Origin of the sequence: Saccharothrix sp. NPDC042600 (assembly GCF_040647305.1) — a bacterium.
GTDB lineage: Bacteria > Actinomycetota > Actinomycetes > Mycobacteriales > Pseudonocardiaceae > Actinosynnema > Actinosynnema mutabilis.
Genome location: NZ_JBEZBW010000114.1, coordinates 1 through 24,139, shown reverse-complemented (window position 1 = coordinate 24,139; position 24,139 = coordinate 1). Strand labels below are relative to the sequence as shown.

At 73.8% G+C, this 24,139-nt stretch carries 18 protein-coding genes and 1 pseudogene; 6 read left to right on the top strand and 13 right to left on the bottom strand.

Annotated elements, in window-relative coordinates; all coding sequences use genetic code 11:
- From AB0A74_RS37250 to AB0A74_RS37230, 5 genes and pseudogenes are all read right to left on the bottom strand, one after another.
- Nucleotides 1-511: pseudogene (locus tag AB0A74_RS37250) on the bottom strand (hypothetical protein); the annotation flags it as partial.
- A complete protein-coding gene (locus AB0A74_RS37245; protein ID WP_358257109.1) occupies nucleotides 508-975 on the bottom strand; it encodes a hypothetical protein in 468 nt (155 codons plus the stop codon). The gene AB0A74_RS37245 and the pseudogene AB0A74_RS37250, both read right to left, overlap by 4 nt.
- Nucleotides 938-6,676, bottom strand: a complete 5,739-nt coding sequence (locus tag AB0A74_RS37240) for a glycohydrolase toxin TNT-related protein (protein WP_358257107.1) — start codon at nucleotides 6,674-6,676, stop codon at nucleotides 938-940. The genes AB0A74_RS37245 and AB0A74_RS37240 overlap by 38 nt, the downstream gene beginning before the upstream one ends.
- Before the next feature lie 25 nt (nucleotides 6,677-6,701).
- Nucleotides 6,702-7,016, bottom strand: a complete 315-nt coding sequence (locus tag AB0A74_RS37235) for a WXG100 family type VII secretion target (protein WP_358257105.1) — start codon at nucleotides 7,014-7,016, stop codon at nucleotides 6,702-6,704.
- The gene (locus AB0A74_RS37230; protein ID WP_358257103.1) at nucleotides 7,013-7,513 is read right to left on the bottom strand and encodes a YbaB/EbfC family nucleoid-associated protein; all 501 of its coding nucleotides are present in this window, start codon (nucleotides 7,511-7,513) and stop codon (nucleotides 7,013-7,015) included. Before AB0A74_RS37230 ends, AB0A74_RS37235 begins: the two co-directional genes overlap by 4 nt.
- Nucleotides 7,514-7,614: 101 nt before the next feature.
- Between AB0A74_RS37230 and AB0A74_RS37225 the strand changes: the two genes are divergently transcribed.
- The 4 genes from AB0A74_RS37225 to AB0A74_RS37210 are packed head-to-tail and all read left to right on the top strand — an operon-like array spanning nucleotide 7,615 to nucleotide 10,975.
- The gene (locus AB0A74_RS37225; RefSeq protein ID WP_358257101.1) at nucleotides 7,615-8,838 is read left to right on the top strand and encodes an MFS transporter; all 1,224 of its coding nucleotides are present in this window, start codon (nucleotides 7,615-7,617) and stop codon (nucleotides 8,836-8,838) included.
- On the top strand, nucleotides 8,831-9,760 hold the full coding sequence (locus AB0A74_RS37220) for a DMT family transporter (RefSeq protein ID WP_358257100.1): 930 nt from the start codon (nucleotides 8,831-8,833) through the stop codon (nucleotides 9,758-9,760). The genes AB0A74_RS37225 and AB0A74_RS37220 overlap by 8 nt, the downstream gene beginning before the upstream one ends.
- A gap of 16 nt (nucleotides 9,761-9,776) precedes the next feature.
- Complete coding sequence (locus AB0A74_RS37215) at nucleotides 9,777-10,667, top strand: bifunctional methylenetetrahydrofolate dehydrogenase/methenyltetrahydrofolate cyclohydrolase (RefSeq protein WP_358257098.1); 891 nt, start codon at nucleotides 9,777-9,779, stop codon at nucleotides 10,665-10,667.
- Nucleotides 10,668-10,681: 14 nt separating this feature from the next.
- A complete protein-coding gene (locus tag AB0A74_RS37210) occupies nucleotides 10,682-10,975 on the top strand; it encodes a DUF3017 domain-containing protein (protein WP_358257111.1) in 294 nt (97 codons plus the stop codon).
- On the opposite strand, the gene AB0A74_RS37205 is transcribed toward AB0A74_RS37210, so the two are convergent.
- Entirely contained in the window at nucleotides 10,965-12,155 is a 1,191-nt protein-coding gene (locus tag AB0A74_RS37205; protein ID WP_358257096.1) for a reverse transcriptase family protein, read from the bottom strand. The genes AB0A74_RS37210 and AB0A74_RS37205 overlap by 11 nt on opposite strands.
- Nucleotides 12,156-12,411: 256 nt before the next feature.
- On the opposite strand from AB0A74_RS37205, the gene AB0A74_RS37200 reads away from it, so the two are divergent.
- The gene (locus AB0A74_RS37200) at nucleotides 12,412-12,972 is read left to right on the top strand and encodes a dihydrofolate reductase family protein (RefSeq protein ID WP_358257095.1); all 561 of its coding nucleotides are present in this window, start codon (nucleotides 12,412-12,414) and stop codon (nucleotides 12,970-12,972) included.
- Between the two features lie 93 nt (nucleotides 12,973-13,065).
- On the opposite strand, the gene AB0A74_RS37195 is transcribed toward AB0A74_RS37200, so the two are convergent.
- The 4 genes from AB0A74_RS37195 to AB0A74_RS37180 form a co-directional block, all read right to left on the bottom strand.
- Entirely contained in the window at nucleotides 13,066-16,362 is a 3,297-nt protein-coding gene (locus AB0A74_RS37195) for an error-prone DNA polymerase (protein ID WP_358257093.1), read from the bottom strand.
- A gap of 1 nt (nucleotide 16,363) precedes the next feature.
- Nucleotides 16,364-16,546, bottom strand: coding sequence for a hypothetical protein (locus tag AB0A74_RS37190; protein WP_358257091.1), 183 nt, complete (start codon nucleotides 16,544-16,546; stop codon nucleotides 16,364-16,366).
- Nucleotides 16,546-18,117: a DNA polymerase Y family protein gene (locus AB0A74_RS37185; protein ID WP_358257089.1), complete on the bottom strand. Its 1,572-nt coding sequence runs from the start codon at nucleotides 18,115-18,117 to the stop codon at nucleotides 16,546-16,548. The genes AB0A74_RS37190 and AB0A74_RS37185 overlap by 1 nt, the downstream gene beginning before the upstream one ends.
- A 100-nt stretch (nucleotides 18,118-18,217) precedes the next feature.
- On the bottom strand, nucleotides 18,218-18,952 hold the full coding sequence (locus tag AB0A74_RS37180) for a hypothetical protein (protein ID WP_358257088.1): 735 nt from the start codon (nucleotides 18,950-18,952) through the stop codon (nucleotides 18,218-18,220).
- A gap of 190 nt (nucleotides 18,953-19,142) precedes the next feature.
- On the opposite strand from AB0A74_RS37180, the gene AB0A74_RS37175 reads away from it, so the two are divergent.
- Entirely contained in the window at nucleotides 19,143-19,928 is a 786-nt protein-coding gene (locus AB0A74_RS37175; protein ID WP_358257087.1) for a hypothetical protein, read from the top strand.
- Nucleotides 19,929-20,194: 266 nt separating this feature from the next.
- Here the strand turns inward: AB0A74_RS37175 and purH are convergent, their stop codons facing one another.
- Genes purH through AB0A74_RS37160 form a run of 3 tightly spaced genes read right to left on the bottom strand, consistent with a single transcriptional unit; the run spans nucleotide 20,195 to nucleotide 23,932 of the window.
- Nucleotides 20,195-21,778, bottom strand: a complete 1,584-nt coding sequence (purH, locus tag AB0A74_RS37170; protein ID WP_358257086.1) for a bifunctional phosphoribosylaminoimidazolecarboxamide formyltransferase/IMP cyclohydrolase — start codon at nucleotides 21,776-21,778, stop codon at nucleotides 20,195-20,197.
- Nucleotides 21,775-22,437: a phosphoribosylglycinamide formyltransferase gene (gene purN, locus AB0A74_RS37165; protein WP_358257084.1), complete on the bottom strand. Its 663-nt coding sequence runs from the start codon at nucleotides 22,435-22,437 to the stop codon at nucleotides 21,775-21,777. Before purN ends, purH begins: the two co-directional genes overlap by 4 nt.
- Before the next feature lie 28 nt (nucleotides 22,438-22,465).
- Nucleotides 22,466-23,932 (bottom strand): DUF6350 family protein, encoded by a 1,467-nt coding sequence (locus tag AB0A74_RS37160; protein WP_358257083.1) that lies wholly within the window; start codon nucleotides 23,930-23,932, stop codon nucleotides 22,466-22,468.
- Nucleotides 23,933-24,139: the final 207 nt, after the last annotated feature.

The following is a 24,139-nucleotide window of genomic DNA, read 5'->3' as shown; positions in this document are numbered from 1 at the left end:
AGTTCTCTGGGGCCGACTCGGTGGCGGCGGGCGGCTCGGTGGCGGCGGGCGGCTCGGCGGCGGCGGGCGGGGTCGGCGGCGGCTCGGGGAGGCCGGCCTTCTGCGCCAGCCAGGCCGGGACCGCGTCCCGCGGGTGCAGTTCCAGTTCGCGCGCGTAGTGCTCGGCGTCCGGCGGCGAGGCCCAGTCAGGGTCGGTGTCGCGGTTGAACTCCGCCGAGTACGTGTCCGGGTGCACCAGGTGGAACTTCATCGACAGCCACGTGCCGCCGCCCGGCCGCGCCATCCCCTCGCGCAGCTGCACGAAGAACGGCAGCGCCTCGTCCGGCAGCCGCCACTGGAACGAGGACCCGTACATGGTCAGGCCGGACGCCTCGGCCTCCAGGTACCGGCCGACCATCCGGAAGTCGACGAACAGCTGCTCCCAGTCGCCGCGCAGCCGCTGCACCAGCAGCGTGGTCAGGGAGCCGAGGATCGCGTTCTGGTCCCCGGTGTCCAACTGCGGCGCGGTCATGCGTTCTGCTCCTCGGTCGCGGCTTCGGCGAGCTTGTCCCGCAGCCAGTCCGGCACGAACCCCTCGTCCCGGGGGAACGCCGCCAGGTCGCGGGCGAAGTCCGCGGCGGGCACCGGCGGGTCGAACCGCGGGTCGTGGTCGAAGTTGTAAGTGATATCGATGCGCAGCGGCGCGTTCACCACGCACCGGCACGAGAACCACGCGCCCCGCCCCGGCTGGTAGTTCGCCTGGCGCATCTGCGCGAACGCCTCCGCCAGGCCCTCGGGCGGCAGCACCTCGGGCGTCGAGCCGTCCGGCATGTACACGGTCAGCGCGAGGTCCTGCACGGCCACCGTCATCCGCACCAGCAGGTCGACGCGGCGGAACCCGTCCGGAGCGGCGTCCAGCAGCAGGCCGCCGATGACCTGGAGCAGCTCGTCGTGCCGCTCAGAAGCCGACTGGCCAGAGGGCTGCGTTGTGCTCATTGGGGTAGCTCCTGACGTAGATCTCGGTCGTGCCGTCCTCGCGGGTCACGCGCCAGCGGGTCTGGTACGTGTGCGGGTGCCGGGTCAGCGGGTCGCGCAGGGCGAAGGTGTCGATGATCTCGACCGTACCGCCGGCCTTCATGAACTTCGACCGGTCCCGCTCCATCCGGTGCCACGTCTCGTCGGTGGCGAACGCGGGCCGGCCGTTGCCCTGGTTCTGGTCGCGCTGCTGGCTGGACTGGTTGGCCGCCTCGCCCGGGAAGCCCAGCTCGTTGCCCTGGTGGTGGCCGCCGTCGGACAGCTTCTTGCCGCTGCCGTCGACCTCGCCGTGCGTGCCCACCTCGACCTGCGCGGCCCCGTCCCGGCGGATCGCGCCGCCGGAGGACAGGTCGGGCCGGCCGGTGGTGGCGACCGTCTCACCGTCGCGGTTGGTGCGGCCCCGCCACATGTCGTTGTCGGCGACCAGGACCGCGTTGGGCAGCGGCAGGTTCAGGTCCGGGCTGAACGGGCGGAACGTGTGCGCGAAGCCCACCGACCCGTTGTCGCCGGTCTGGAACGTGCCGTAGCCCTGGTTCTTGTGGTCGTCCAGCACGAACCGGGTGCCCGGCGGGAGGTCCGCGCGGGCGGAGAACGGGTCGCTGTTGCCGAACGGCCGGGTGACCGCCGCGTGCTGCTGCGGCGTCCAGGACGAGGTGTCGCCGGTGACCTTCACGGAGTAGACGTACTCACCGTCCACTTTGGTCCGTTCCAGGGTGAGCTCGACCTCGTTGGCGGGCGAGGGCCAGGTCTGCGTCGGCTGTTCGGCGCGGCCGAGGCCGTAGAAGCCGTCCGAGGTGACCTGGGCGTGCGCCGGGGCCTGGGTGATCTCGGTGTTGACCCGGCTGCGCTGGCCGGAGTGGGTCTCCTCGAACACCACGTGCCCGGTCTCGTCGGTGAGGAACCGGCCGCGGCGCTGGCCGTGCTCGTCGGTGACGACGTACTCGGTGTTGGGGTCGTGCACCTGGCCGGGCCGGCTGAACGGCTGGCCCTGCTTGAGGTCGTCGACGGACCTCTGGTTCGTGGTGGTCGGTTCGACGCGGTCGACGGCGTTCTGCGGGTGGCCGTTCGCGTCGGTGGTGAACTCCTGGTGCAGCGGGCCGCGGTCGACGTTGTAGTTCGCGCCCGGGATCGGGTTCGTGACCTCGGGGTTGCGGGTGTCGCCGAGGAAGTCCGGCGCGGCGATCCACTTCGGACGGCCGTCGCCGTCGGTCTGGACGGTGCCGCGGTGGTTGCCCTCGGTGTCGTAGACGTCCATCCGGGTGTCCGGCGGGAGGTCCGTGCGCGCGGTGAACGCCTCGCCCGGCTTGGGGGCCATCGGGTGGTCGCGGTCGATGGTGACGCGGCCGTTCGCGGCGGGCGGCGGCGGGTCGATCAGGACCGTGCGCTGGACCTGGACGTCCTGGCCGCCGATCTTGATGGTGTCGGTGGTGGTCTGGCGGGTGCCGTCCGGGTTGGCCACGAACACGTCGTGCCGGTGGCCGGTCTCGACGCGGTAGTGGGCGTTCGGCGCGGGGTGCAGGACCTCCGGGTTGTCGCCGTGCCGGGTGTTGGGGGCGATGGCGTCGACGAAGACGTTGCCGTCGGCGTCCACGTGGACGACCGTGCGGACCTCGCCGTTCGGGTTCCGCACCTCGATGCGGGTGTCGCGCGGCAGGTCGCCCTGGCGGAACAGCGACTCGGTGGTCTGGACGGTCTGCCGGTGCGTCGTTTGCGGTTCCTGCCAGGGCGTTTGGACCTGGGGCTCGATGTCGAGCCGGCCGCGGTGCTCCCCGGTGGCGAGGTCGCCCTTGGGCTCGTGGCCGGGCGGCATCCCGTTCTCGCCGACCGGGGTGCTCGTGCCGTCGGGCTCGAACCGGTGCCAGCCGCCGTCCGGTGGGATCCGCGGGCCGCCGGACTCGGTCGGGGAGCTGGAGTAGAGGTTGCCGTGCTGGTCGGACCAGGCGAGGCGGTCCGGCGCGATCACGGGTTGGCCGGTCTCGCGGGCGACGTGCGCGGCGAGGCTGTTCTCCCCGCCCGCCGCCGCGTCGCAGCCGACGAACACCAGCGGCCGGTTGGCGAGGTCCGGGTGGTTGGTGATCAGCTCGGTCAGCTCGGCGCGGGTGTAGTGCCGGTCGCCGATGCGGACGCCGTCGCCGTCGGTGTGGATGTCCAGGACGGCGTGGCCGTCGGTGGGCGGGATGCGGCCGGCCAGGTCGTTGAGGTGCGGTTCGGTGTGCAGCGCGACGCCGGCGTCGGTGACCCGGCTGTTGCGGATCGCCTGGTCGACGCGCTGGGAGACCTCGCCGAGCGGGATCGGGCCCTGGTGGGCGACCGGGCCGATGTCGCGGGCGGGCTCGTGCGGGGCGTAGTCGTCGAACGCGCCGTTGCGGGCCTCGTCCACGGTGACCGGGTCGGGGGTGCGGACGTCGCCGTTCTCGTCGAAGGTGCCGAAGTCGGGCGGCAGCACCTTGCCGTCGGCCGGCGGGACGTCCACCTCGCGCATCAGGCCCAGGTCGATCAGGCGCTGGACGCTCATCTGGCCGGTGTTCGGGTCGACCAGGTCGGGGTGCGCGACGGGTTGGAGTTGGCGCGCGCCGCCGGGTTGGTCGAAGGCCGGGGCGACCGGGGCGAGTTCGACGGTGAGCGGGGCGTCGAGGACGTAGACGTGGTAGCCCTTGCCGAGGCTGTCCGGGAGGATCGCGCGCTCGCCGAAGCCGTACGCGTTGCCGTCGGTGTCGAGCGGTGAGAGGAAGTCGCCCTGGGGGCTGCCGAACCGGTCGAGGACCGTGCCGGCGGGCAGTTCGACCACGACGCGCGGGCCGTCCGCGCCCTGGTTCGGGGGCCAGTCGATCGAGCCGTCGGGCTTGGAGTGGGCCTGGATGAACGGCTCGTAGCTGCCGTGGGGGCCGTAGGGCTGGTAGGTCGGTTCGACGATGGCGGCGGCGCGCTGGTCGTAGGTGCCGACTTCGCGGTCCGTGGGGCCGGTGCTGTCGTGGAAGGAGTGGTAGGGGCCGTCGTGGGAGAAGCCCGGGACCACGCCGGCGGGGTTGCCCCAGACGCCCTTGTGGGGGAAGGGGTCGGTGGCCGGGGGTGGGGTGGGCTGGGTGTCCTCGGGCCACTCGTGGCTGTCGGCCGGGGTGTGCTCGTCGCCCGGCTCGCCGGTGGTGTCGGGGGTGGGGTCGGCGGGGGTGTCCGGCGTGGCGTCGGTCGGCGTGGCGTCGGCCGGCGTGTCCGGGGTGGGGCCTGCGGTCGGTTCCGGGGTCGGGGTGGTGTCGGGGGTCGGCGTGGTGTTGTTGCCGGGGGTCGGGTTCTGGGTGCCTCGGGCGGCCGGGGCTTCCGTGCCGCGGGCGGCCGGGGTTTCGGTGCGCGGGGCGGGTGGCGTCGACTCGGTGCGCGGGGCGGGTGCCGGTGTCGGGGTGGGTGCGGGCTGGTGGCCGGTGGGGCCGAAGCCGCCCGGCTGGGGGCCGAAGCCGCCCGGTTGGCCGGGCTGGGGGCCGAAACCGGCGGGCGGGGGCGTGCCCGGTTGGTGCGTGGCCGGGCCGCGCTGTTCGGGCATGACCGGGGAGTTCTGGTGCGGGATGTGCGGCGCGTCCGCGTAGGGCTGGGACGGGATCCCGGTGACCGAGCTGGCGCCCGTGGCGTCGTGGGGACGGTTGCCCTGGTCCCGACCACCCGGGTTCGGGTCGCTGAAGAGCCCACCACCCACGGGAGCGGAAGGCCCACGCCCACCACCGCCACCACCGGCGGCAGGACCACCGGCAGCACCCATCGGAGGAGGCGCGACCCCGCCGGCCCCCATCGGCGCACCACCCTGCCCGGAGTGCGCTTGGCCGACGGGACCACCGGGAGTCGGCGAGACACCGCCCGGAGCGGCAGCACTCGCCCCGGAGTGGCCGCCCGGAACCTGCCCACCGGCGACCGGCGCGGTCCCGGGAGTCGGGCCGCCGGTAGCAGTCGGCCCGCCGGTCGGAGTCGGCCCGCCGGTCGGAGTCGGCCCGCCGGTCGGAGTCGGGCCGCCGGTCGGAGTCGGGCCGCCGGTCGCGGTCGGGCTGCCGGACATCGGAGTGCCGGCCATCATGCCGCCCACGATCGGCGGCGTGGCGTGCGTGCCGCCGGGCGTCGCGGACCCGCCCGGGGTCGCGCCCACAGGCGGCGGGGTGCCCGGAGTCGTGCCGGCAGGCGGCGGTCCGCCCGGAGTGGTGCCGGCGAGTGGCGGGTTGCCGGGAGTGGTGCCGGACAGTGGTGGGGTGCCGGTGGTTGGGGTGCCGGTGGTTGGGGTGCCTGGCGTGGATCCCGGGGAAGCCGGAGCGCCGGGGGTCGTCCCCCCGAACGTCGGCATCGGCCCGGACAGCGGCGCACCCGGCCGACCCCCGCCAATCCCCGGACCGCCGGGAGTCCCGACCCCCGGAGTCGGCGAGTGCGGCACCCCGGGCGAAGCACCACCCGGGACCGGGGTCCCGCTGAACGCGGTGGGCGTCCGACCGACCGGAGCAGGGCCGCCCGCCGGCGTGCTGGGCGCGGCGCTCGGTGCGCCCAGGCGGCCGGTGATGGAGGACGTCCCGCTGGAAACCGGTGCCGTCGGAACGGTTGCCCGCCCGCCCGAACCGGCAGGCGGCGGCGAAGCGTCACCACCGACCGACGGCGGCGGGGCGGCGACGGAAGGGGTCGGGGCGGGCGGAGCGGAGACCGCGGACGTCGTCGTGGTGTCCCGGCCCACCGGGTTCAGGCCGTCCCGGCGGACGGAAGGGCCGCCGGGAGCAGCGGCGGTGGGCGCGGTGGGGGCGGGGGACGGGCCGATGTCCGGCGGGCGCGAGACCGGGTCTCCTGCGGTCACCCTCGGCGGCTCCACGGTCAGGCCGTCCTTCGCGCCCCCGATGCCACCGGAGACCGCACCGGACGTCGCGCCCAACAGCACGTCCCGCGCGCTGATGTCCTGACCCATCACCGCGGCCGTGCCGACAGTCGACGCGGCGCCCTCGACCGCACCCCGCGTCGCGCCGACGGCCACCTGCCCGGCCAGGCCACCGCCCTCGAACTTCAGCCCACCGGACAGCCCGCCGACGACACCCGACACGGCCCCGGAAACGGCCGCCTCACCGGTCTTGCCCCAGTCCCACTGGGAGCGGTCGCCGCGCGCCACCTGGATGCCCTGGATGACCACGTCGATCCCGACCGAGATGGCCACCTCGCGCAGGATCGCCATCACCAGCTGCCGGAACGTGAACTGCACGATCAACCGCGTCGCCTGCTGCGCGATGGGGATGCCGGCGGTCGAAGCGCCGAACGTCCCGAACGCCGCCGCGATCAGCGCCGCGATCTCGATCGCCAGCGCGATCAACGACGCGATGATCGACAACTTGGTGTACTCGACCTCCAGGGCCGAGTTGTCGCAGCTCTCCGCGAGCTGCTCGCACACCTCCTGCAGCTTCGGCAGGTACGAGTCGTCACCGCCGGCGAACTTGCCCCAGTACTCCTCGAACCGCCGCACCGCCTCGCCGGTCTGGCTGGCGGTCACCGTGGAGGCGGCGCCGTTGGCCTCGTCGATCACGGACTTCACGCCCTGCGCGGCGGTCCGGTAGGCGTCGGCCATGCGCCGCAGCGCCGTCTCGTCGCCCTCCGGCCAGCTCTGCCCGACCACGATCGGGAACAGCCACGTGACCTCGCTCGGGATCTCGATGCCCACCGCTCGCGCCCCTCAGCCGAAAACGTCAGTAGGTCCGGGAGATCCCGGTCGCATTGCCCTGGTCGGACCCCTCGTACGCGGCGGCCGACTCGTCGACCCCGGTCCGGATGTCCTGCAACGCCTTGGCCAGGTTCTTGAAGGCGTCCAGGGTCGCCGTGGAGTTCGGCACGTACTGCTGCGCGAACGCCTGCCCCGACTCGTCACCGCCCCAGCACTGGCCCTCGGCCTGCAACGCGCCGTTCAACGCCTCGAAGACCCCGGTCAGGGAGTCACCGGCCGCGCTGAACCGCGCGGCACCGCGCCGCATGCCGGCCACGTCTACCTGGAAGCCGCCGTTCACCAGCCACTCCTGTCCATGATGGTGTCGCCGTCGTCGTCATCGGTCGGAGCGGGGGCCCGGCGCGGCGGCGTCGCGGTCGGCACCGAGGGCGGCCGCGGGATCAGGTCGGCCAGCGACGGCACGCCGGGCAGGAACTCCGACAGGTCCACGCTCGCGCCCTCCTGGGCCGGGGCGAGGACCTCGGTGACCTCGGCGCGCGCCTGGGCGACGGCCCGCAGCACGGTCTCCGTGGTGAGCCTGGCGAGCTTCTCCGGCGTGGTGCGCTCGAACGCGTTGGGCGAGAACTCCAGCGAGGTCAACGCGCCGGTGGAGTCCACCGAGGCGCGGACGCTGCCGTCCTGGGACACCGCCGTGGCGCTGACCGCCTGGGCCCGCGCGGCGGTCTCGTGCAGTTGCGCGGTCTTGGCGCGCAGCTCCGTCAGGAGGCTGTCGACGTGCTCGCGCATGGCGGCGTTGCGCGCCTCCAGCTCGGCCCGGCGTCCCGTGGGATCGGTCACAGCTATCCCCTCGCTTGTGCCTCCAGGAGGTGCTGACGCTAGCCGAGGCCTCCGGGTTCCCGTCGATATTCGGGCCGGTTTTGTCGGGGGTGGGGTGCAGAGTGGGGGTCGTGCTCCGGCCCTACCGCGAACTCGCGTCCGTACCAGGACTGCCCGCGTTGCTCATGTGGTCGCTGCTGGGCCGCATCCACATGCCGGGGACCCCGCTGGCGTCGTCGTTCATGATCGCGGGGTGGACCGGCTCGTACACGGCGGCGGGTCTGGTGGGCGGCGCGTTCGCGGTCGGGCTGGGGGTGGCGAGCCCGTTGCGCGGCCGGGCCGCCGACCGGAGCCCGGCGAGCCGGTTGCTGCTGGTCACGGCGCTGGGCTACGGGGTGGCGATCCTGGTCGCGGGCGTCGTCCCGCTGGTGCTGCCGCCCTCGTGGTGGCCGCTGTCGGTGCTGGTGGCGGCGGTCGCCGGGGTGATGATGCCGCCGGTCACGCCGATCAGCCGGGCCACTTACCCGCGCATGGCCACCGGGTCGGCGGGCACCGCGGTGTTCACCGTCGAGGCGTCCATGCAGGAGCTGATCTACGTCATCGGGCCGGCGTTGACGGCGATGGTGGTGGCGTTCTTCAACCCCTACGCGGCGCTGTGGATGTGCGGTGCGCTGGCCGTGCTGGGCGCGTTCGGGTTCCGGGCGGCGCTGCGGCGGGCCGGGATGGACGAGCCGGTGCCGAGCGGGGCGAAGCACTCCGGGCGGACGCTGCTGGCCGATCCCCCGATGGTGTTCGCCTTGTCCACCGGGTTGTGCATCGTGGCGTCGCTGCTCACCATCGACCTGGTGATCATCGCGTGGGCGCGGGACCTCGGGTCGCCGGGCCTGGCCGGTGTGCTGACGGCGGTGTGGGGCGTCGGGTCGGTCGTCGGCGGGCTGGTCGCGGGCGGGCTGCACGGGGAGCCGCGGTTCACCCGGCGGATGGTGCTGCTGGCGTTGGGCGTGGTGGCGCTGGTGCCGGTGCTGCCGCCGGTCGTGCAGCCGTCGTCGGTGTGGCTGATCGGGCTGGTGCTCGGGGTGGGCGGGATGGCCATCGCGCCCGCGATCGCCGCCAACAACACGCGGATCAGCGAGATCGCGCCGGAGGGGCGCAAGGCCGAGGCGTTCGGCTGGCTGGGGGCGTTCACCACGGCGGGGCAGGCGGCGTTCCTGCCGGTGGCCGGGTGGCTGCTGGACCTCGTCGGACCGGCCGCGGCGGCCGGGGCGAGCGCGGCGGCCGCGGTGCTCGGGGTCGTGCTGGCGAGCCGGGTGCGGGCGCCGAAGCCGGAGAGCGCCCCCGTTGGTTGAGCCGCGGCAGAAGGTCGTCGGGACGGGGGTCGCGTTCGTCGGCGGCGTGTTCCTGGCGGTGCAGGGCCGGTTGAACGGCGAGCTGGGGCACGTGTTCCGGGACGGGTTCCTGGCCGCGCTGGTGTCCTTCGGCGGCGGGTTGGCGCTGTTGCTGCTGGTCGTGCTGCCGGCCGAGAGCGGGCGGAAGGGGTTGCGGCGGCTGGGTGACGCCCTGCGCGGCGGGCGGATCCGGTGGTGGCAGTGCGTCGGCGGCGCGTGCGGGGCGTTCTTCGTGTCCGCGCAGGGCCTGACGGTCGCCGCGCTGGGCGTCGCCGCGTTCACCGTCGCGGTCGTGGCGGCGCAGGTGGTCGGCAGCCTGGTCGTGGACCGGGCCGGGCTCGGGCCGACGCGGCAGCCGTTGACCGTGCCGCGCGTGGTGGGCGCGGTGCTGGCGGTGCCCGCGGTGGCCGTGGCGGTGGCGGACGACTTCGGCTCGCCGGCCGCGCTGTGGCTCGCGGTGCTGCCCGCGTTGGCGGGGCTGGGGTTGGGCTGGCAACAGGCGGTCAACGGGCTGGTCCGCGAGGCCGCGGGCAGCACCCGCGTGACGACCCTGGTCAACTTCGCCACCGGCACCGCCGTGCTGCTCGTGGTGTGCGCGGTGGACGTGGCGGTGCGCGGGTTCCCGACCGCCGCGCCGAGCGAGCCGTGGTTCTACGCCGGTGGCGCGCTGGGCGTCTGCACGATCGGGTCGGCGGTGCTCGCCGTCCGCTACACCGGCGTGCTGCTGGTCGGGTTGACGCAGGTCGCGGGCCAGTTGGTGGGCGCGGTGGCGGTCGACGCGGTCGTCCCGGCGGCGGGTTCGCGGCTGTCGGTCCTCACCGTCGTGGGCACGGTGTTGACCTTGGCGGCGGTGGCGGTCGCCGCGCTGCCGAGCCGCCGGTGATGCGAAGATGGGGCGCGTGACGGCGACGATCCTCAACGGCAGGGCCACCCGGGACGCGATCTTCGACGACCTGCGGGCGCGGGTCGCGACGCTGGTCGAGCGGGGGGTGACGCCGGGCCTGGCCACCGTCCTGGTCGGCGACGACCCCGGCTCCCACTCGTACGTGAAGGGCAAGCACGCCGCGTGCGCGAAGGTCGGCATCACGTCGATCCGCCGCGACCTGCCCGCCGACACCACGCAGGAGCAGCTGGAAGCCGTCATCGACGAGCTGAACGCCGACCCCGCGTGCACCGCTTACATCGTGCAGCTCCCGCTGCCCAAGCACCTGGACGCCAACGCGATCCTGGAGCGCATCGACCCGGCCAAGGACGGCGACGGCCTGCACCCGGTCAACCTGGGCAAGCTCGTCCTGGGCGACGAGGCCCCGCTGCCCGCCACCCCGCGCGGTGTAGTGGAGCTGCTGCGCCGCTACGACGTGCCGATCGCGGGCGCGAACGTGACCGTGGTCGGGCGCGGTGTCACGGTCGGGCGGCCCATCGGGCTGCTGCTGACCCGGCGCAGCGAGAACGCGACCGTCACCCTGTGCCACACCGGCACCAAGGACCTGGCCGCCGAGGTGCGGCGCGCGGACATCGTGGTCGCGGGCGCGGGCAGCCCCGGCCTGATCACCGCGGACATGGTGAAGCCGGGCGCGGCCGTGGTGGACGTCGGCATCACCCGCACCGACGCCGGGCTGGTCGGCGACGTCCACCCGGACGTGGCGGAGGTGGCGGGGTTCCTCGCGCCCATCCCCGGCGGGGCCGGGCCGATGACCATCGCGATGCTGCTGACCAACACCGTCGAGGCCGCCGAGCGCGGCGTGGCGGCCGCCGACTCGGGTTCGGGTTCCGGCTCGGTGGAGGGCTGAGGGCGGTGGAGCTGATGCCGGAGCAGCGCTGGCGGTCCGCGGCGGGGCAGCACCTGCCGTTCGCGCTGGTGGTCGCGGTGGTCGTGCTGGGCATCGTGCGGGTCGTGCAGTACCACTGGCGGCAGGGCGCGGTGCTGATCGGCGTCGCGCTGCTGCTCGCGGCGCTGCTGCGGGTGCTGGTGACCGACGAGCAGGCCGGCCTCATCGCGATCCGCAGCCGGAGCGTGGACGCGCTGCTCTACTCGGCGTTCGGGTTCTCGGTGATCGTGGTGGCGATGACCATCATCGGCGGTCCGTTCAGCCGCTGATCGCGTCCAGGAGCGCCGTCAGCTTGGCGGCGCGGGCGGGGCGTCCGGCGGACACCCACTCCACCCGGCCGCGCAGGTGCGCCCGGAAGTCCGGGTGGCCGTGGCGGTTCTGCGACTCCAGGCCGTGCCGGGCGCAGTTGTGCAGGACGGCTCTCAGGTCGTCGTACTCGGCGCGGGACGCCGCCGGCGCGTGGTTGACGACCAGGCCGGCGAGCCGTTGCCGTTGGTGCTGAGCGGTGATGCGGGTCTTGTCCGGGTTGACGCGGAAACCCTCGCTGTGGACGGCTTTCCGCACGCCGGGCAACAGGCGGTGCAGGGGCAGGTCCGCCGGGCCGGAGAACGCGAGGTCGTCGGCGTAACGCGTGTAGGTGGCGTTCAGGCTGCGGGCGAGGCCCGTGAGGCGGCGGTCGAGGTTGCGGGCGATCACGTTCGCGGTGGCCGGTGAGCTGGGCGCGCCCTGCGGGAGGTGCGGGGCGGCGAGGCGGCGGCGCAGCGGCCAGTCGGCCTGGAGCGCGGTGTCCGGCGGGGTGCGGGTGGTGAGCAGGCCGGTGATCGCGGCGGCCACCGCGGGCGGGTAGCCGTGGGACTCCAGCAGGCCGCGGACGCGGGTGCCGGTGACCGAGGTGAAGAAGCCTTCGAGGTCCACCCGCACGACCAGGGGTTTGCCCGCGTGCGGCGCGGCGAACGTGCCGGTCGACCGGCCGCGCCGGAAGCCGTGGGCGGCGTCGTGGACGTCGAGCCGGTCGAGCAGGTGGCGGGTGAGGCGGCGCTGGAGTTCGGCCAGGCGGGCCTTGGGGGACTCGATCAGGCGCCGGCCCTGCCACCAGGAGCGGTAGTGGCGCAGGGGTTCCCGCGCCCGGCGGTTCCAGGCGCGGGTGTCGGCGAACCAGGCCAGTTCACCGGTGTCGAGGTCGAGCGCTCGGGCCAGGTCGCCCGAGGTGGCCCAGCGCGGGACGTCGCCCCGCCACCGGGGTTCCGGTCGGGGCGGCTTGAGGTCCCGGATCAGCCGGGCCAGGGACGGGGTGCCGCCGTGGGGGACGGTCGGGCTCAGGTCGAGCAGCCGGACGGCGAGGTCTTCCGCCGGGACGGGCCCGAGCACGTCCGCGAGGCGTTCGGCGAGGCCGCCGCGGTCCCAGGGGCCGTCGAGTGCGGCGGCGGCGAGGACTTCGGCGTCGGTCATGCGTGCGCCCGGGTGTGCGGCGGCGTGACGCGACGCTTTCTCCGCCACGTCGGGCAGCGAAGCACGCGGAGCGTGCCGTACTGCCTTGGGCGCAGTGGGTGCTTCGAGTCGTGCTCCCAGGGGTTGCCCCTGAGGGGCGGTGCTCCAACCGCCTGCTCGCCGCCACACCGCCGCACGGGTTCCACACTAGGGGGTTGACAACCACTACAGTCAAAGTACTACAGTCATCGTTGTTACCGGAGCTTGGGGAGAGATCTTGCGAAACCTGACCTACATGGTCGCCATGTCCCTGGACGGCTTCATCGCCGCGCCGGACGGGACGTACGACGATTTCCTGTTCGAGGGCGACCACATGACGGCGTTGTTCGAGGAGTACCCGGACGCCCTGCCGACCGTGGCGCGGCAGGCGTTGGGCCTGGACGAGAAGCCGAACCGGACGTTCGACACGGTGGTGATGGGGCGGGCGACGTACGAGGTGCCCGGCGGGTTGCCGAGCCCTTATGCGCACTTGCGGCAGTACGTCGTGTCGAGCACGTTGACCGGCACGCCCGCGGACGTGACGGTGGTGGCGGACCCCTTGTCGGCCGTGCGGGAGTTGAAGGCGGAGTCCGGTTTGGACATCTGGCTGTGCGGCGGCGGCAAGCTGGCGGCGGCGCTGGCGCCGGAGATCGACAGGCTGATCCTGAAGATCCACCCGATCGTCCTGGGGAGGGGCGTGCCGTTGTTCGACGGGGAGTTCCCCGCGCACAGGTTCGCGAAGGTGGAGAGCAGGGTTTTCGCGACCGGGGTGACGTTCGCGACGTACAGCCGTTCATGACCGCTCTTTGCGCTCGGGACGCACCTGGCCGGGATGCCGCCGGCGCTCCCCCGACCGCACACACAGCAACCAGCGGCGCGGCGGGGGTGGCTTCTACTGGAAGTCTCGGGAGCGGGTCGGGATCCTCAGGTCCAGGCGGGTCAGGCGTTGCGCTCTCAGGCTGATCACGCCCTCCGCCTTCTCCAGCACCCCGCGGACCAGCAGGGCCGGGCTCGTGCGGGCCACCTTGCGGTAACGGGTCCAGAGGCCGGTGGTGCAGACGACGTTGACCATGCCCGTCTCGTCCTCGATGTTCAGGAACGTCACGCCGCCCGCGGTCGCCGGGCGTTGGCGGTGGGTCACGGCTCCGCCGATCAGGACCACCGCGCGGTCCGGCACCGTCGACAGGGCCGCGACCCGGAGGGCGCCCAACGCGTCCAGGCGGTCGCGGACGAACTCCGTGGGGAAGGTGTCCGGGGACAGGCTCATCGCCCACACGTCGGCCGCCGCCAGTTCGACGCCGTCCATGCCGGGCAGGGTGGGGGCGGTGGTGCCGACGGTCGTGTCGGGCAGGCGGTCGGGGCGGATGCCCGCCACCGCGCCCGCCGCCCACAGGGCCTGGCGGCGGTCCAGGGCGAAGCCGGTGAAAGCGCCCGCGGTGGCCAGGGATTCCGCCTGCCTGGTGGTCAGGCGGACCCGGGAGCCCAGGTCGGCCATGTCCCGGTAAGGACCCGAAGCGCGTTCCGCGACAAGGGTTTCCGCCAGGCGTTGGCCGATGTTGCGGATGCCGGCCAGGCCGATGCGGACCGCGGGTTCGCCGTCCACGCGCTCGACGGTGGCGTGCGGCAGGCTGCGGTTGACGTCCGGGCCCAGCACCCGCACGCCGTGCCGGCGGGCGTCGGCGACCAGGGACTGGGGTGAGTAGAAGCCCATCGGCTGGGCCCGCAGCAGCGCCGCGCAGAACGCCGCCGGGTGGTACAGCTTGAACCACGCGCTCACGAACACCAGGTGCGCGAAGCTCAGCGCGTGGCTCTCGGGGAAGCCGAAGTTCGCGAACGCCGTCAACTTCGCGTAGATCCGCTCCGCCAACTCCTCGTCCACCCCGTTGGCCAGCGCGCCCCGGAAGAAGCGGTCGCGCAGGCGTTCCATGCGGTGGGTTGACCTCTTCGCGCCCATCGCCCGCCGCAGCTCGTCGGCCTCCGCGGGCGTGAAGTCGGCCACGTCCACGGCGATCTGCATCAACTGCTCCTGGAACAGCGGCACGCCAAGGGTCTTCTCCAGCGCGCCCGCCAGGAGCGGGTGGTCGTGGGTCCACCGCTCCTGGCCGTTGCGGCGGCGGATGTACGGGTGCACCGAACCGCCCTGGATCGGGCCCGGCCGGATCAGGGCCACCTCCACGACCAGGTCGTAGAACTCGCGCGGCTTCAGCCGGGGCAGGGTCGCCATCTGCGCCCGGCTCTCCACCTGGAAGACACCCACGGAGTCGGCCCGTTGCAGCATCTCGTACACGCGCTGGTCGTTCAGGTCGATGCGACCCATGTCCACCTCGACGCCCTCGTGCTCGCGCACCAGGTCGATCGCGTAGTGCAGCGCCGAGAGCATCCCCAGCCCGAGGAGGTCGAACTTGACCAGGCCGATGGACGCGCAGTCGTCCTTGTCCCACTGCAGCACGGTCCGGTCCTTCATGCGCCCGTTCTCCACCGGGCACACCTCGCTCACCGGCCGGTCGCAGATGACCATGCCGCCGGAGTGGATGCCGAGGTGCCGCGGCGAGTTCTCCAGCTGCGCGGCCAGTTCCAGCACCGGGCGCGGGATCTCGGCAGCGTCCAGGGTGGACCGCAGCGGCCCCCAGCGGTCGATCTGCTTGCTCCACGCGTCCTGCTGCCCCACCGAGTGGCCCAACGCCCGCGCCACGTCCCGGATCGCCGACCGCGCGCGGTAGGTGATGACGTTCGCGACCTGCGCCGCGTGCCGCCGCCCGTACTTGCCGTAGACGTACTGGATGGCCTCCTCGCGCCAGTCGGACTCGATGTCCAGGTCGATGTCCGGCGGCCCGTCGCGCACGGGCGCGAGGAAGCGTTCGAAGAGCAGGTCGAACCGGACGGCGTCGACGTTGGTGATGCCCAGCGCGAAGCACACGGCCGAGTTCGCGGCCGACCCCCGGCCCTGGCACAGGATGTCGTTGCGCCGGCAGAAGTCCACGATGTCGTGCACCACCAGGAAGTACCCCGGGAACCCGAGGTCGGCGATGATCCGCAGCTCGTGCTCGATCTGCCGGTACGCCTTGGGGTTCTCCTCGGGCGAGCCGTACCGCCGACGGGCGCCGGCGTAGGTGAGCTTGCGCAGGTGGCTGTTCTCGTCCTCGCCTTCGGGCACGTCGAACGGCGGCAGCTCGGGCGCGATCAGCTTCAGGTCGAACTGGCACTGGAGGCCGAGCACCGCCGCGCGGTGCACCGCGCCGGGGAACCGGGCGAACCGCCGCGCCATCTCCTCCCCCGACCGCAGGCACGCGGTGCGCCCCGGCGGCAGCCACCCGATCATCTCGTCCAGGCTGCGCCGCGCCCGCACGGCCGCCATCGCCGCCGCCAGCCGACCGCGCGACGGCACGGCGTAGTGCACGGCGTTCGTCGCCACGGTCGGCAGCCCCAGCTCCGCCGCCATGCCCCAGAGCAGGTCGTTGCGCGGACCGTCCTCCGGGTAGCCGTGGTCGGTCAGCTCGACGTACACGCGGTCCGCCCCGTACAGGGCGACCAGCCGCCGCAACGCCGCGAACGCCGCCTCCGGCCCTCCGGACGCCAACGCCCGCCGCACCGCACCCTTCCGGCACCCGGTGAGCACGACGCACTCGTCCCGCGTGTCCGCGACGACCTGCTCCAGCTCGTACACCGGCCGGCCCTTCTCGCTGCCCGCCGCGAGCTGGCCGGTGGTGATCGTCCGGCACAGCGCGTGGTAGCCGTCCGGGTTCGTGGCCAGCAACAACAGGTGCTCGCCCGCGGGGTCGGCGAACCCGTTCCGCGGCGCGGACAGGCCCAGGCTCAGCTCGGTGCCGAACACCGTGCGCACACCCAGCTCCTTCGCGGCCTCGGCGAACCGGACCACGCCGTACATGCCGTCGTGGTCGGTGATCGCGACGCCGTCCAGGCCGAGCTGCTGCGCCGCCTCGACCAGCTCCTCGGGGTGGCTCGCGCCGTCGAGGAAGCTGAAGTTGGAGTGGCAGTGCAGCTCGACGTACGGGACGCGGGTGCGCGTCGCGCCCAGCTCGTCCACCTTGACCGCGAACTCCGCCGGCGCCTCGTACCGCTCGCGGTGGCGGGTCCAGGCCGGGCTGTCGCCGCCGTCGGGCGGCTGCGGCTTGCCGGACAGCGCGCGTTCCAGCTCCGACCAGCGGACCGGCGGGTTGGTGAAGCCCACGTCAGAACAGCTCGTCGGGGGCCCGGCGGGGCAGGGGGACCAGCGGCGGGGTCCAGCCGAAGCGCGCGGGGTACGCGGGCTCGACGGCGGCGTCGGGTGTGCTCCCGAAGGCCGCGCCCAGGCCGCCCGCGCCGGGTTCGTAGCCGTCCAGCCAGTCACCGGTCTCGAAGAAGTCCGCGGACATCAGTCGTACACCCCTTCCACCGCCCACTTCCCACCCGCGCGGATCAGCAGGTAGGCCATCTCTTCCCCGTCCGGCGCGGCGCCCAGGACCTGCAGGCGCGCCGCCCGCACGGCGGTGTCCTCGTCCCACCACCGCTCGTCCACCGGCCACGGCCCGGACCACGCCACGACCCGCCTGCTCTGTCCGCTGTGGACCATCCGGGCGGGTCGGCCGACCAGTTCCGCGTACCCGGTGACGACGACGTCGCCGCCCGCCTCGTCCACCAGCACCACCGGCTCGGGGGACGCGTACACCGTCGCCGGCGACGGCGCGGGCAGCCGGCCCGGCCACGGCGGGTCCGGGTCGGTCGTGGGCACGCGTTCGTCGCCCCACGGCACCAGGCGCACCCGGTCGACCGGTCCCCGACCGCCCTGCAACACCGGCGTGACCACGGCGTCCGGCCCGAGCAGGCCCTGGACGTGCACCATCGCGCGGGCGGCGCGTTCGGCGGCCTCGCCCTGGTCCTGGCCCGCGCCCGGCCACAGGCCGAGCTGGAGCGCGGCGGCGTCGACGACCTCCTCCGGGTCGAGCTGGAGCAGGTGCAGGCCGGAGGTGAGGCGTTCGCGGGTCAGCCAGCCGTCGAGCTGCCAGCGCACCCGGTCCGCGATGCCCTGCGGCGTCAGGGGGTCCGCGCACCGCCACACGCGGCGCAGCTGCTCGCCGGTCTCGGTGGTGGCCCGGATGCCCAGCCGCGTGCACGCCAGGCCCCGGTCGGCGAGCACCCGGTGCAGGCGTTCGGCCAGGGCCTTCGCGGCGAACGCGGCGGCGTCGACCCGGTCCACGGGCGGGTCGAGGTCCTGCGTGACGGACAGCTCCGGTGGCGGCCGGCGCCGCACGCGCGGGCGTTCCTCCAGGCCGCCGGCGAGGCGGTGGGCCAGCACGGCGTCCCGGCCGAACCGGCTCGCGACGTCCCGCTCCGGGACCGCCGCGAACGCCCCGAGCGTGCGCAGTCCCAAGCGGCGCAACAGGTCCACCAGGTCGGCGCGGTCCGGGCGGTGCTCGGCGGGCGGGTCCAGCTCGTGGACGCCCAGCGGGGCGAGGAACTCGCGCGCGCCGCCGGGCGGCACGACCAGACCGCGCTGCGCGGCGAGGGTCGCGGCGAACAGGCCGTCGGCGAACCCCACCTGCGCCTCGACGCCGGCGTGCACGGCGACGTGGTCCACGATCCGCTCCGCCGCCCGTTCGGGTGAACCCCAGTAGCCGACGGGGCCGCGCGCGGCGACCGTGACGAGCCCGGGGCGGACCACCTCGATGCCCGGCGCCAGCTCCTCGACGGCGGCGGCGACCGGTTCGAACAACCGGGCGTCGCGGACCTCGTCGTGCTCGAAGATCACCAGTTCGGGGCACTGGCTCTGGGCGGTGCGCTTGCGCTGGCCACGCCGGATGCCCTCCCCGCGGGCGACGGCGGAGCAGGCGACGACCTCGTTGGCGCGGACGACGGCGGCGGGCACGTGCGGCGGCAGGGCGGCTTCGGCGGAGGCGGCGACGACCGGCCAGTCCGGGCACCAGACGGCGAGCGTGTAGCCGGTCATCGGGGCACACCTCCGAAACGGGTCCACCCGCCGGTCCGCCACGGCGCGAGTCCGGGCGCGGAGCGGGACAGGGCGGCCAGGAGACGGCGCAGCACCGCGGTCACCCCGCTTCCGCGGGGACCGGCTGCAGCACGCGCTCGCCGGTCGCGGTCGGTCGCCAGGACTGTTCCCGCGCGGGGTCGGGAGCGGGCAGGGACGCCCCTCCCCGCGCGGGAACGCCTGGCAGGGACAGCACCGCGGTCCGCTCGCGCGCGGCAGCCCCCCGGCCGGACGCGCGGACGGTCACGGTGCGGCCGGTGAGCAGGCCGTGGCCCTCGCCCAGGCCCGTCCACCGGCTGAAGGCGGCGCGCAGCTCCACGTCGGCACCGGGCCAGCCGATCCCGAACGGCAGCAGGACGGCTTTGCGGTGCCGTGCCCGCGCGGAGAGCTTGCGCGCTGCCGCGGGCGTCACCGGAGCGGCCACCGACACGAGGTCGAAGCCGTCCAGCAACGCCGCCACGGTGCGCTCCACCTCGCCCTGGTCCCGACCAGGACGGGGGACCAGCGCGAGACGGTGGACGGCCACCCCCAACTCGGCCGCCGCGAGCGCACCACAGCGCGGCAGACCGACCACCGCCGCCCAGCACCCTTCCGCCGTCGCCTCGGCCACCAGCGTGAGCAGCAACGATGTCGACCCGCGCACCGACACCGTGCTGCCCCGCCGCAGGCCGCCCCACGGGAGGATCTCCGCCAGTTCCCCGCGAACCGGCAGAGCCCGAGCCGATGCCGTGGCCGACTCGCCGGCCGCGCCTACCCCGAGCGCGACCAACGTCGCCGTTGCCGACCTGGACGACACCAACCCTCCTCCCACGAATCCGCGCGCACCCCTGTGCGCGGATCGCCGTGGGAAGCCGGCGACCTGTCCGTCGAACACCTGTTCGAACGACAGCACGATCTTATCGCCTCCGGACCACCCGGTGTCAATGGCCACGACCGGGTGACTGGCAGACTGCGGCCCGACGCTTCCGCGACACACGGGGGGAACCGTGAACGCTCCTCAGAACTGGCCCCAGCAGCCACAACAGCCCGGCTACGGACCCGGTCAGCCACAAGGCGGCCCGTGGCCACAGGGCGGACCCGGCCACGGACCCGGCCCGGGCCCCGGTCCCGGCTTCGGCCCCGGCTTCGGTGCGCCCGGCGGCTACGGCCCCCAGCCGCCGAAGAAGAAGCGGACCGGCCTGGTCGTCGGCATCATCGTCGGCGTCGTGGTCCTGGCGATCGGCGGCGTCGTCGGCTCGATGTACCTGGAGTACACCGAGGACGTCGGCTACGGCCCCGGCGAGCAGCCCACCGAGGCGTGCGCCATCAGCGACAGCCTGAAGCAGCAGGCGAAGACCAGCAGCTTCCGCCTGGCCATCAAGCCCGACGACGGCCGGTCCGGCTTGAAGCACAGCCTCTGCATGTGGGAGCAGGCCAAGGGCAAGGACGGCAAGAACCCGCGGAAGCTGAGCATCCACGTCTACGACTACCGGGTGTTCAACAAGGACAAGGCCAAGAACGAAGAGCAGGCGCGGAGCACCTTCGGCAGCCAGACCCAGTTGTCCGGCGACCAGGCCAAGCCCACCGAGGGCCTGGGCGACGAGGCGATGTTCATCAAGCCGAGCGCAACCTCCGACAAGACCCACGTGGGCCTCGTCGTCCGCAAGGGCGAGGTCGTTTACTCGATTGAATATTTTGGTCGGCAAAAAGGAATGTTTCAGGACACTGAATTTCCCGTAGCCGAAGCCGAGGCCGTGGTCCGCAAGGCGGCCGAGGAGATGGTCGCCAAGTAACGCGAAAGCCGCGCGGCCTCAACGAAGGAGACCGCGCGGGCTCAGCGCACGAGCCGCCGAACAGGCCCTTGACCGCCCCGCCGACGAAGCCAGCCCAACAGTGCCGCGCATGCCCGCCGGTCAAGCTCCCGCAGCACCGCCCGCAAGCGACCGCCCAGTGACCGAGATGAGCAGGATGACCGCCTTCGCGCCGCCGGGCAACGAAAAGCCCTAACGCGAAAGCCGCGCGGTCTCAACGTAAGAGACCGCGCGGCTTCGATCCAAGGTCAGTGGGCGAAGTGGCGCGTCCCCGTCAGGTAGACCGTCGCGCCCGCCGCCTCGGCCGCCGCGATCACCTCGGCGTCCCGCACCGAACCGCCCGGCTGGACGACCGCGCGCACGCCCGCCTCCAGCAGCACCTCCAGCCCGTCCGGGAACGGGAAGAACGCGTCCGACGCCGCCACCGACCCGCGGGCCCGGTCGCCGGCGCGGGCCACCGCCAGTCGGGCCGCGTCCACGCGGTTGACCTGGCCCATGCCCGCGCCGACGGTCGCGCCGCCGGAGGCCAGCAGGATCGCGTTCGACTTCACCGCCCGGCACGCGCGCCAGGCGAAGGCCAGGTCCGCCAGGCCGGCCGCGTCCAGCGGCTCGCCGCAGGCCAGGGTCCACTTGGCCGGGTCGTCGCCCTCGGCCTCGATGGTGTCCACGGTCTGCACCAGCAACCCGCCGGACACCGCGCGCATCTCCGCCCCGCCCCGCGACGGCTCGGACGCGACCAGGATGCGCACGTTCTTCTTGCGCGCCAACACGTCCACGGCGCCGTCGGCGTACGACGGCGCGATGATCACCTCGGTGAAGATCTCCGCGACCTGCTCGGCCAGCTCGACCGTCACCTCGCGGTTGGCCGCGATGACGCCGCCGAACGCCGACACCGGGTCGCACGCGTGCGCCTTGCGGTGGGCGTCGGCGATGGCGCCGGGACCGTCCACAGAGGACACCGCGATGCCGCACGGGTTGGCGTGCTTGATGATCGCCACGCACGGCAGGGTGTGGTCCCACGCCGCGCGCCATGCCGCGTCCGCGTCCACGAAGTTGTTGTACGACATCTCCTTGCCGTGCAACTGCCGCGCGGTGGCCAGGCCGGTGCGTCCGTCGCCCTGCGTGTAGAGCGCCGCCTTCTGGTGCGGGTTCTCGCCGTAGCGCAGCACCTGCTTGCGGTTCCACGTCGCGCCGACCCAGCCGGGGAAGCCGGAGCCCTCGTCGTCGGGGCTGAGCACGCTGCCCATCCACGACGCCACGGCCACGTCGTAGGACGCGGTGTGCCGGAACGCCGCCGCCGCCAGGCCCTGCCGGTCGGCCAGGGTGAAGCCGCCCTCGGCGACCTGCGACAGCACCCACGAGTACCGCGCCGGGTCCACGACGACCGCCACGCTGGCGTGGTTCTTGGCCGCCGCACGGACCATCGCCGGGCCGCCGATGTCGATCTGCTCGACGCACTCCTCCGGCGAGGCCCCGGACGCCACCGTCTGGGTGAACGGGTACAGGTTCACCACGAGCAGGTCGAACGGCGCGATGTCCAGCTCGCGCAGCTTCTCGATGTGCTCGGGCTTGCGGGTGTCGGCGAGCAGGCCGGCGTGCACGCGCGGGTGCAGCGTCTTCACGCGGCCGTCGAGCACCTCGGGGAACCCGGTCACGCTCTCCACCGGGGTGACCGGCACGCCCGCGTCGGCCAGGGTCTTGGCCGTGCCGCCGGTGGAGACGATCTCGACTCCGGCCGCGTGCAGGCCGGTGGCCAGTTCCAGCAGCCCCGACTTGTCGGACACCCCGATCAGGGCCCGACGAACCGGTCGCCTCTCGGCAGGAGTGGTCACGGGATGCTCACCTTTCGTCCGTTCACGGTGCAGCCCTCGCGGGCCAGGCGGGCGACGACGTCGACGAGCAGCCGCCGCTCCACCACCTTGATGCGCTCGTGCAGGCTGTCGACGTCGTCACCGTCACCGACGACGACGGCTTCCTGGGCCAGGATCGGCCCGGTGTCCACGCCGCCGTCCACCAGGTGCACGGTCGCGCCGGTGACCTTGACGCCGTAGTCCAGGGCGTCGCGGACGCCGTGCGCGCCCGGGAAGGCGGGCAGCAGGGCGGGGTGGGTGTTGACCATCCGGCCGCCGAAGCGGGCCAGGAAGGCCGGTCCGAGGATCTTCATGAACCCGGCGGAGACCACCAGGTCGGGCTCGTGCGCGGCGACGGCGTCGGCGAGGGCCGTGTCCCACTCGTCGCGCGTCGGGTGGTCCTTCAGGCGCACGCTGAAGGTGGGGACGCCGGCGCGTTCGGCGCGGGCCAGTCCTTCGATGCGGGCCCGGTCCGCGCCCACCGCGACGACCCGCACGGGGTAACCGGGGTCGGCGGCGGCGTCCAGCAGCGCCTGCATCAGGGTGCCGGAGCCGGAGACGAGGACGACGACCCGCGCGGGGTGGGGAAGCCGGAGTGTGGTCTCGGCGCTCAGCGTGCTCTCCTTGCTGGGGACTGTCACAGCAGCTCAGGAGCAGCCTAAGCGGTGCCTAGTCGCGCTTGTCGGCCAGGTCCTCCGGCTCGTCCGGCTCGTCGTCTTCGAGGTCTTCCTCGTCGTCCTCTTCCTCGGCGACGGGCTCGTCGACTTCCTCGTCGTCCTCTTCCTCGTCCTCTTCTTCTTCGGCTTCCTCTTCGAGTTCTTCGAGGTCGTCCTCGTACTCCAACTCGTCCTCGTCGTCCTCGAAGTCGTCTTCCTCGTCTTCGTCGTCTTCCTCGACTTCGAGGTAGTCCTCGTCCTCGAAGGCCTCTTCCTCTTCGACCGGCTCTTCCTCGACCACGCGCGGCGGTCGGGGGCCGGCGAACCACGCCACCACCGCGCCGGGCACCGCGATCCACCCGATCGTGAGCACGGCCAGCAACCCGGCCGGGATGGTGACCGGGTTGAACGCGCCGTCGCCCAGGCTGCCGCCGGAGACCGCCGCCAGCACGAGCGTCCCGACGCCCGCCGTCACCGCCGCGACCAGCACGGCCCGCACCCGCGCGCGCGGCGTCCCGGCCGCGGTGCGCAGGGCGTACCCGACCAGGACACCGGTCGCACCGGGCAGGATCAGCACCAGGGGCAACAGCGGCGACTGCTGCTCGGGCAGGGCGGCCAGCAGCGGCACGGCGGGCACCGGGCCGCCGGTGAACGTGATCGGCCCGACCGTGGCCGCGCCGATGGAGAACCCGGCCCCGGTCACGTACGACAGGCCGCCGACCACGGCGTTGGGCAGGTAGGCCAGGCACATCAGCCAGATGCCCAGGCCGGTGCCCAGGGTCCCGCCGGTCTGGTCGAACAGCGAGCTGGTCAGCGGCCACGACACCACCAGCCCGAACGCGAACAACAGCGCGCCGCACGCGGTCAGCGCGAACAACGCCAGGGCGCCCGCGCGCAGGCCGTGCCGGGCCACCGGGTCGATCCGCTCGAACACCACCTCGACCAGGCCGCACCGCTGCGCCACGCCGGCCACCGCCGCGACCCCGGACACCGCCGCGCACCCGAAGAACGCCACGGCCGGCGTCGCCCGCACCACGCCCTCGTCGCCCATCAGGAACGCGATCATCCCGCCGGTCACGGCGTGCGCGGACGCGATGGACAGCACCACGCCGCGCGCCTGCAGCGGTTCGAACAGCCCCAGCCGGTCCGCCGCGCCGGCCGCCGCGCGCGAGACCAGCAGCATGAGCAGCACGGTCGGCAACAACGGCAGGACGCCGAGCTGCCCGCCGTCGAACCGCAGCGGCACGTGGTGGGCGACCAGCCAGCCCGGCGCGGACGCCGCCAGGACCCCGGTGGTGGAGAACTCGGCGTGCGCGGCGGTGGACGACACCAGCGCGAGCAACGCGGCGACGGCGGCGTAGCTGACCACCACGGACCCGGCGGCCGTCATGGCCAGCACCCGGGCCCGCTCGCCCCGGGAGAACTCGGGCGGGCGCACGGACTCGGTCACGGCGGCGTGCGAGGGCGTTTGCACCGGCATGTCCCCAGGTTCCCAGTCGGTGTGGTCCGTTCAGGTGAGGCGGGGCCGGTGTCGGCGGAATTCGCCCCGGCCCGGACGCGGAAGGGGTGGGGGCCCCCGGGGGGGGGGCCCCCCCCCCCCCGGGGGTGGAAGGGCGGCCGGGGGGGGGGGAAAACCCCCCCCCCCCGGGCCCCGCGGCGGGGAAGGGAGAAAACAACACAAAAAAAA